Source organism: Acidiplasma aeolicum, from assembly GCF_001402945.1.
GTDB lineage: Archaea > Thermoplasmatota > Thermoplasmata > Thermoplasmatales > Thermoplasmataceae > Acidiplasma > Acidiplasma aeolicum.
The window spans coordinates 1-9,784 of record NZ_LKBG01000255.1 but is presented as its reverse complement, the minus strand read 5'-3'; the positions used below and the strand labels follow the sequence as shown (position 1 = coordinate 9,784).

Annotated in this window: 8 protein-coding genes; 3 read left to right on the top strand and 5 right to left on the bottom strand. The window is 33.5% G+C overall.

Translation table 11 applies throughout. The features are described from left to right. The 5 genes from AOG54_RS07560 to AOG54_RS07540 all read right to left on the bottom strand — a co-directional run. On the bottom strand, positions 1–810 hold an 810-nt coding region (locus tag AOG54_RS07560), incomplete at its 3' end, for an alpha-amylase family glycosyl hydrolase (RefSeq protein ID WP_269082563.1). Next, complete coding sequence (locus AOG54_RS07555) at positions 804–2,726, bottom strand: alpha-1,4-glucan--maltose-1-phosphate maltosyltransferase (protein WP_055032581.1); 1,923 nt, start codon at positions 2,724–2,726, stop codon at positions 804–806. The genes AOG54_RS07560 and AOG54_RS07555, both read right to left, overlap by 7 nt. Then, positions 2,723–4,831, bottom strand: coding sequence for a 1,4-alpha-glucan branching protein GlgB (glgB, locus tag AOG54_RS07550; RefSeq protein WP_055032580.1), 2,109 nt, complete (start codon positions 4,829–4,831; stop codon positions 2,723–2,725). The genes AOG54_RS07555 and glgB overlap by 4 nt, the downstream gene beginning before the upstream one ends. A 93-nt stretch (positions 4,832–4,924) precedes the next feature. Further along, positions 4,925–5,572 (bottom strand): helix-turn-helix domain-containing protein, encoded by a 648-nt coding sequence (locus tag AOG54_RS07545; RefSeq protein ID WP_048101284.1) that lies wholly within the window; start codon positions 5,570–5,572, stop codon positions 4,925–4,927. Between the two features lie 98 nt (positions 5,573–5,670). Continuing rightward, positions 5,671–6,066 (bottom strand): cupin domain-containing protein, encoded by a 396-nt coding sequence (locus tag AOG54_RS07540; RefSeq protein ID WP_055032579.1) that lies wholly within the window; start codon positions 6,064–6,066, stop codon positions 5,671–5,673. 95 nt (positions 6,067–6,161) lie between these two features. On the opposite strand from AOG54_RS07540, the gene AOG54_RS07535 reads away from it, so the two are divergent. From AOG54_RS07535 to AOG54_RS07525, 3 genes are all read left to right on the top strand, one after another. After that, positions 6,162–7,550, top strand: a complete 1,389-nt coding sequence (locus AOG54_RS07535; protein WP_055032578.1) for a hypothetical protein — start codon at positions 6,162–6,164, stop codon at positions 7,548–7,550. Between the two features lie 84 nt (positions 7,551–7,634). Next, positions 7,635–8,954, top strand: coding sequence for an NAD(P)-dependent malic enzyme (locus AOG54_RS07530; RefSeq protein WP_055032577.1), 1,320 nt, complete (start codon positions 7,635–7,637; stop codon positions 8,952–8,954). Continuing rightward, complete coding sequence (locus AOG54_RS07525) at positions 8,955–9,425, top strand: GNAT family N-acetyltransferase (RefSeq protein ID WP_048101280.1); 471 nt, start codon at positions 8,955–8,957, stop codon at positions 9,423–9,425. It begins immediately after the preceding gene. The last annotated feature ends 359 nt before the right edge of the window (positions 9,426–9,784 follow it).

Here is a 9,784-nt window from a genome sequence, read left to right as displayed (position 1 = left end):
AAAATTAAATGCCATATGGAATTCATCCCCATTGCCAAAATATGCCCTTGCATCCGTTGGCCACTGATTCGCCTCGGCCAAAAGTATTGTTCCAGGATATTCACTATCCATCATTTTTCTTATTTCCTTGAAGAAATTATGTGTTTCTGGAAGGTTTTCACAGTTGGTACCCTCACGCTTGAAAAGATATGGCACGGCATCCGCCCTGAAGCCATCCAGGCCAAGGTTCAGCCAGTACCTGATAATTTTTTTTACCTCCTCCCTTACCTCGGGATTATCATAATTAAGATCTGGCTGTGATGAATAAAATCTGTGGAAATAGTACTGTCCCGATTCCTGGTCATATGCCCAGTTGGATTTTTCAGTGTCTATGAATATTATTCTGGCCTCCTTGAATTTATCAGGAGTATCACTCCATATAAACCAGTTTCTTTTTGGGCTGTCCCTGCTTTTTCTGGCCTCCACAAACCATGGATGCTGGTCTGATACATGGTTTAAAACCAGATCGGCTATTACCCTTATATTCATTGAGTGCGCTGTTTCTATAAACTGTTTAAAATCATCTATGGTACCGTATTCTGGTAGGATTGAATAGTAATCTGATATATCATAACCATCATCCTTAAGGGGCGATTTATAGAAGGGTAAAAGCCACAAAGCGTCAACACCAAGGTTTTTAAGGTAACCAAGTTTCATTGTGAGCCCCCTAAAATCGCCAATTCCATCACCGTTGGAATCATAAAATGATTTTACAGGGACCTCATAGAATATGGCATCCCTGTACCATAGTTTATTGCCGTCATCTAGCATTTTATCACCATTATATGTGCCTGCCTTTTTCCAGGAATAAGCCGGACATAATTATATTCGCCATTCCACTTATATTTATTGTTGTTTAGGACATCAACTGCATCATAAATATAATTATTAATTTTAAGCGTCCCCAATGGAACCCTTACATAACCAGACTGTACATTATCAGTATCCATATTTAGTATCACAAGAACTATATTTTTAAAATCCTGAGAATATCGTGCATACGCCAGTATGGAATTATTCGTTGTTTCACAGAAATATATATTGCCATGTGTTTTTAACGCAGGATTTTCCTCCCTTATTATATTAAGCTTTGAAATTATATCTTTGATATTACCAGGAGAATCAAAATCTCTATGTTTTATTTCATATTTTTCAGAATTTAAATATTCTTCAGTATCCCCCAGATGATCATTTTCACATAATTCAAATCCTGAGTAAATGCCCCATAATGGCGATAGCGTTGATGCCAGAACCGCCCTTATGATAAATTCATTTCTTCCCTTCCATAGATCCTTTCCAAGAATATCCGGTGTATTGGTAAACAGCATTGGCCTGAAAAAGTAATTTAATGGTTCTGAATTTAATTCAGAAAAATAGGATGTAATTTCTTCAGGCGTAACGCGCCATGTAAAATATGTGTATGACATTGTAAATCCACGCTTTGAAAGCTCAAACATTAGGTTCTCCTTTGTAAATGCCTCGGCAAGAAAAACAACATCCGGATACCTTGACTTAATCTCATTTAAAAGCCATTCCCAGAAATCCAGTGGTTTTGTGTGCGGGTTATCTATTCTGAAAATTCTTATGCCATGGTTTATCCAGTATATAATAATATTTCTCATCTCATTCCATAGTGCCTTTTTATTTTTTATTTCAAAATTTAAAGGATAAATATCATAATATTTTTTTGGCGGATTTTCTGCATATCTTATGGAACCATCAAGCCTGTGGTAAAACCATTCAGGATGATCATGAACATAGGGATGATCAGGCGAACACTGAAATGCAATGTCCATGGCTATTTTAATGCCGAGTTTTTCGGCTGATTTTACCAGGTCTTCAAAATCGTCCATGGTACCAAGCTCGGGATTAATTGAATAATGGCCCCCTGAGGAATTGCCTATTGCCCATGGGCTTCCAGGGTCACCAGGTGATGCAGTTCTGGAACCGTTTTTTCCACGCCTGTTTGTTATCCCAATTGGATGTATTGGCGTTAAATATATTACATTAAAATTCATGGATTTTACATAGCCTAAATGATTAATTAAATCCCTAAGCGTTCCTGATCTGCCATCATTTCCAAGAGACCTTGGAAAGAGCTCATACCATGAGGCATAGCCACCATAAACTGGATCAGATATGAGCCAGAGATTTTTGCAGTAACCAGTTTTTTCAGGTTTTTTCTGATATTTTTTGACTATGGCAGAAAAATTTTGATCCTTAAGCATCTCTATTTTTTTATCCACATTTAATTTTTTAAATTCATTTATGCTTGACCTTAAAAATTTTTTATCATCCCCCCTTGAATTATTATATGAATATTTTATAATTTCCATGATAACTTTTAGGTCCTCCTCCACATTTTCCCCTGCATTGTACCATGATTGTATATCCTTCAGGAGGCTGCCGTATGAATCCTTCCATGCCTCAATTGTATATTCATAGAAACCAATGCCATCCGTTTTAAATTTTGCAGTAAATATATCATTTGGATTTGAGTCCATTGGGATTATATTCCACCTTCTCTTACCCTTTTTCCTGTATTTTAGCACAGCATATACAAGGTCATGCCCGCTCTTAAAAATCTCGGCACTGACATAAAAATCCTGTCCTTCTATTGTTTTTGCCGGATACCTTCCACAGTTAATTTCAGGCCTTACATTCTCTATTGCAATTGGAGCCGTCATAACGCATCATTCCTCAGATAAATGGCCGATAATGGTGGCAAATTTATCTCTATTGAATATTTTCTCCCATGCATTGAATAATTGCATGATTCTATATTTTTATTTATATGATTTGAACCGCCGTACCTTGATGAATCGCTATTAAAAATTTCTGTATATGTTCCAGGACTGTCAACACCTATTGCATAATTTTCCCTTTCAACAGGTGTAAAATTAAATATGCATACTATATTTCCCCTCATAAAACTGATCACGGTATTATTTACATCATTAAAATCTATCCATGAAAAGTTTTCATCTATATGGAGGTCGTCATATTCTTTATATAAACTGTTGAGGTCATTAATCAGGTTTAATAAACCCTCCTCAGGTTTTCCAATGGCATTCCACTGAAGCTGTGAATTTGAATCCCATTCATTCTTCTGTGCAAATTCATTTCCCATGAATAGTAATTTTTTGCCCGGATATGCAAACATATACGACATAAACAATCTAATATTGGATATTTTTAGGTTATAATCACCGGGCATCTTCTGATAAAGTGAACCCTTGCCATAAACAACCTCATCGTGTGATATTGGCAGTATAAACCTCTCACTGTATGCATACATTACTGTAAAGGTTAATTTCCCAATGTTATATTTCCTGTAAAGCGGGTCTGTATGAAAAAAATCCAGTGTATCATGCATCCATCCCATATTCCATTTGTAATCAAAGCCGATGCCAGACCTTGACGTTATTCCCTTATATGTGCTTGATTCCTCGGCAACTGTTATGACCCCATGATACTTTTCATGCACCGTTGAATTAAGCTCTGTTAATAGTGATACAGCCTCAAGGTTTATGTTTCCACCGTATATATTTGGAATCCATTCCCCTGGTTTTCTGGAGAAATCCAGATATATCATTGATGTTACCGCATCAACCCTGATGCCATCTATATGAAATTCATCAATCCAGTACATAATTGCAGAGATTAAAAATGACCTGACCTCATTTTTGCCAAAATCAAATATATTTGTTCCCCAGTCCGGGGTTCTTCCCTTTCTGGGATCTGCGTAATCATACAGGTGTGTGCCATCAAACATGTATAATCCATAATCATCATCCGGAAAATGTGCCGCAACAAAGTCAAGTATTACCCCAATGCCATTCCTGTGCAGTTCATTTATAAGGTATTTTAAATCCTCCGGCCTGCCGTATCTTGATGTGGGTGCATAATAATTCACGGCCTGGTATCCCCAGGATATATCCAGCGGGTATTCAGTTAATGGCATAAATTCCACATAATTAAATCCGGTTTTTTTAAGATATTCAATCAGCATTGGTGCTATTTCCCTGTAACTGTAATATTTATCGCCATTTTTCCTCCAGGAACCAAGGTGCATTTCATAAATTGATACGGGATCATTGTATCCCAAAATATTTCTTTTATTTATCCATTCGCTGTCATTCCAGTTAAAATCATGGCCGATTACTATTGAGGATGTTCTTGGTCTTTTTTCAGTATAAAATGCATATGGGTCTGTTTTCATTTTAATCCCAAAACTGCTTGTATTTATTGCATATTTATAAACCTCATTTTCTGAAATACCTGGTATAAAAATAGACCATATGCCTGAGTCATTTATGTTAATCATTGGATGCATTCCGGGCGTCCAGTGGTTGAAATTTCCAACAACTGAAACTGAAAGGGCGGAGGGTGCCCAAACAGTGAAATTGCAGCCAGAAACCCCATCAATTTCAATTAAATGTGAACCAAAGGTCTTATATGATTCAAAAAGTTTGCCCTCCTTAAAAAGGTAAATATCATAATCAGATACTGCAGGCCTGAAGTTATATGGATCATAATATTTATGCTCATAACCTGAACTGTCAGTATATGAAATCATATACTTATTAATCTTATCATTAAAATTGGCCTGAAATATTTTATTATCGGTCTCAATCATTTTATATTTTTTATCATTAATAATTACGTAGGCATTAACAGCTATTGGTAGATATGCCCTTATAACATAACTTCCATTCTCAAAGTGCATGCCAAGATGTTTTTCCGGATGGTTACATTTGACATTTTTCAGGCACTCATATATCCCAGACATGATAATTTAATATAATTATTTTATATATTAACTTAACCTGAGATATTTTTATGAATATTTTAAATGATAAATTTATATTAATTATACCGTCAATCAGTCCAGAATGGATTCAATTATCTTTTTTTCTGCATTTCTTATGTGGAATAAAACCGTTGGCTTTGAGAGTCCGTATTCATCTGCTATGTTTTGCAGGCTGTATGTTCTTGGCCATTCATAATATCCATTCTGAAGTGCTTCCTTTATAAGTTTTCTCTCCAGTGCGGTTATTTTTAATGTGTGAACCATAGAATATATCTTTTTTGAAATATCAAGGATGCCATCCCCTGATTTTAGATTTACGTAATCGTATTCTATTATTTTATTATGCGATTTTGATATTGAATTAAATATGCCTTCAATAGAATTTTTATCATATGTAACTATAAAATAATGTTCAAGACCTGTGAAAGAAAAAAAGGGGAAAATTGGCATGGCATCATTTTCAGCAATTGCATTCATGATGCCATGGCCCCTTTTATTCCCACTGAATGCTATAAAATTCTTTCCAGCAGTGAATTTAATTTTATTGAAATCTTTATGATATTTTTCCTTAAAATCATCATTTACTGCAAAGTATCCGAAAATAGAATTAAAATATTTACCTGTCTTTCCCACATAGGATAGTATTATTTTTGAATCATTATTATATGTTGATTCAGAAAGGCTGCAGCTGCTTTTAGTCTTTACATTTATTAAATACATGTTTGTTTAAGTATTTAATAATATTTAAAGTATGTGCATGGCTTAAATAAGATATATAATAATTTTAATAAAAATAATGTTCATTTAATATTTAATTTTTAAATAACATTATCCCTGCACTCATCATTTACAGGTATTATATCCATATTTTTTGTATAATTTATTACACAAATAAATTCTAAATCCTCACTGCCATTATTTATTAATTCATGTTTAAATCTGGAATCTATAAAAATAAAATCTCCAGATTTTAATTCCATTGAATCATTGTTAACGCAGGCAATGCACTTTCCCCTTATTATGTATAAACTTTCGTAATAATCATGGTAATGCATCTGTATTATACCATTTGGTTTTATAATAAATCTTCTCATGGCATAAGATTTTTCCTGCCTGTCCGTGATAAGCCACTGTATGTATGCATCCTTTGAATTGCCTATTTTTACCTCAGAGCTTTTAACATCGTTTATATTTCCCCTATAATATCCATCCATATTATTATAATAAAATATTCATATAAAATGTTATTTTATTAAATATTCTAAATAATATGAGGAAATGTTTTTAATAAGTTAAACACTTTAAGTTTATGCAGCTTCTGCAGGGTGTTAAGGAGGCAATAATATCTGACAATATTAATCATAATATAACAAAAATACTGGAGGACAGTATAAAAAAGAAAACTTTTGATGTTCCGGATTACTTATATGTAACAGACCTGATAAATCCAGTCAATTCATATTATTCAAGAAAATACAAGGAAATCGAAATTGGCAATGACATATATTTAAGAATGAAGCTTGGTGAGGAATACCATTTCATGGCCAGGGGCTGGTTCGAGCAGATGGATGGTTTTTCGGGTTATGAAATACCTGTGAACGGCTCCCATCTTAATTTAAATGTTGTTGGCAGAATTGATTTTATGATAAATAATTCGGTTATTGAATTTAAGCTTAAAAGCAGGGAAAACATAGAAATTGAAGACCTTTATAAAGATTATTTATCCGACCTTGAGCAGCTGTTATTTTACTCAGTTTTAAATAAAAATTACAGTGACATAAACTATCTTGTTTTTTACTCGTCTGGAAATTTTTATGCCTATAAAATTCATATTAAAAACAGGGATAATATAATAAATGAGATGGTTTACAGAATTGATTTAATAAAGCGTGGCCTGTATAATGATGATATTTCAAATTTTCCAAGATGCACTTATTTTACGCATGGATGCCCTTTTCAGGAAAATAATGTCTGCAATTGCAGTAAATTAAAATTAAAGGATGATAAATGGATAATTAATTCAATTAATATATCAGAGGATGGGGAACTTGAGAATAGTTTAAATAATTATTCCATTGAGAATACAAGGCTGGATATAAGGAACATCGATTTAATATATCCAAGGAGATATTACCATAGGATAAGAAATGACAGGGAGATACAGGCAGAGAATAGATTAAAATCAACGTTTAATTATGATAAGAATAATATAAAATTTTTTATGATGGATGCCATAGAAACATCTGCACTTGCAATATCCTCACAGGAATATGCATTAAAAAATTCGGTAAATACACTTGGGCTATCAGGTTATGAAAAATATTTGATAAAAAACATTTACGATGAAACCTCAATTGTGCCATATATTCTAAAGATAAATAATTCTGTTTATACAAGCAATATACCTGATACATACTATTCAGAGCTTGCTGTAATATGCGCAAAAAGGAATATAAATTCTGGATTAATAATTATTGTCTACCCAAAACTTAACAATTCGGTAATTGTGCATGAGATCATATTTAATAATGAAAAACTTATAAATTTATGCCTTACTAAAATTGAGGATATAAAATCAGCTGTTAAAAATTCATATCCTTATAAACTTGACATGTGCCCGCAATTTACCATAAACTCGTGTAATATAGAAAACTGCAGCTGTAAAATGGAAATATACAAAAATTTAAAAAATAGCTAAATTTTTAATTTTTTTCTCAAAAATTACGGTAAATGTTTATATGTTTAAAGGTAAAGTTTTAATAATAATTGTATATATATTTTTATGATTATGAGGGATTCTGAAAAAACTGGCGATTATAATAAGATTGCCATGGAAATATCCAGAAAATATAAGGGGAAAATAAGAATACTGCCCAAGGTTCCAATAAACAGCCTTGACGATTTTTCTTCCCTTTATACACCAGGTATAGCGGAGGTATCCAGGCAGATTAAGAATAATGATGATCTGGTTTATGAATTAACAGGCAAATGGAATTCGGTTGCCATACTAACAGATGGCACCAGGGTATTAGGCCTGGGAAATGTTGGAACCCACGCATCCATACCTGTTATGGAGGGGAAGGCCCTGCTTTTTAATTACCTGGGAGGTGTAAATGCTGTACCAATACCGTTAAATGTTAAAAATAATGATGAGTTTATAACGGCTGCAAGGGCCATTGAGCCTTATTTTGGCGGCTATAATTTAGAGGATATAGAATCACCAAGATGCTTCTTTCTGCTGGAAAATCTTCAGAAGCAGATGGATATACCTGTATGGCACGATGACCAGCTGGGAACAGCATCAATAACACTTGCAGGAATTATTAATTCATTAAGGCTTGTTAATAAGAAAAAGGAGGATGTTAGGATTGTATTTAATGGTGCAGGTGCGGCCAACATTGCGGCAATATATCTCTTCGAGGCTGCAGGGTTTAAAAAGGAAAATATGGTTGTTATAGACTCCCATGGAATTCTGGAGCCGGAACGTGAGGATATAGATTCATTAATGTTAAAAAATCCCTGGAAATACCACATTGCGCTTGAAACAAATAGGGAAAGAATCAGGGGGAATACAGATAATGCATTCAGGGGTGCTGATATTATAATATCAGCTTCAAAATCCGAGCCTGGCACAATAAAAACAGACTGGATAAAATCCATGAATAGGGATCCAATTGTTTTTGCCCTTGCCAACCCCCTGCCAGAGATATGGCCACAGGATGCAATAAGTGCCGGCGCCAGAATAGTTGCAACAGGCAGAAGCGATTTTCCAAACCAGATAAACAACAGCCTTGTTTTTCCCGGTGTCTTCAGGGGTGTTCTGGATGCACGGTCTAAGGGTGTTAATTTTAGGGTCATGGTTGCAGCATCTCAGGCAATTGCCGATTATGTAAGTGACATATCATATGATAAAATAGTTCCAACAATGGATGACCTTAATTTATTCCCGGAGGTTGCGGCAACAGTTGCAAGGAAAACTGTGGATGAGGGCCTTGCAAGGAAAACTGATTCCCGTGAGGGATTTTTAAAAACTGCAACAGAAATAATCGGTTCAAACAGAAAAATCTATAAAAAGCTGTTTAATGAAAAGGATGGTGAGTAAATGGATTATAAGATCAGGGAAATGACAGATAATGATATAGATCAGGCAATGGACTTGCTGTTAAGACTCAAGAGATTAAATTCAGAATTTGATTATGCATTAAGGGTGTCATCAAATAATGAGCAGGAGATCAGGGAAAAATTAAAAAAAATAGTTAATGACCGTGATAATCATATTTCACTGGTAATAGAATCAAATAAAAAGATTGTTGGAATTTTGATTTCTGATATAATATTCAGAATATATTATGACCCAAAATATGAGGCCAGAATAAGGGAAATTTATGTGCTTCCAGAATTCCGTTCAAAGGGCATTGGCAAGGAGTTTATCGATAAATTTACAGATGTTGTCAATGACCGTGGAATTAACATGGTAACTGCGGAATTTCCATCCCTCAACACAATGGCCATTAATTTTTATAAAAACCTTGGTTTCAGGGAATTAATAAAAATATATTCAAAAATACAATAATGCAAATTATAAATAATCAAACAAATTTTCATTAATTTATTTTTTCCCTGTAATATTAATCCCGCATTTTGTCCCAAAAACCCCAATAATCTTATAATATATTTTTATAAAAACTATTGTTTTTATTCTTTCCATTTGATACAATTCGATTTTCCTGATGCAGTGCCGGTATTGAGAGTAATTGCGACAAATTGTTTCAATCTTTTTATAATACTATTTTTATTTTAATTGAGAGATATAAATATCAAAAATCAAAACGGCGGATTTTTATTACATGCATAAAATACTTTGTATTAATTGATTAAATATTTTATTTTATGATATAATCAAATAAAAAATGATTGTATACAGAAATATGT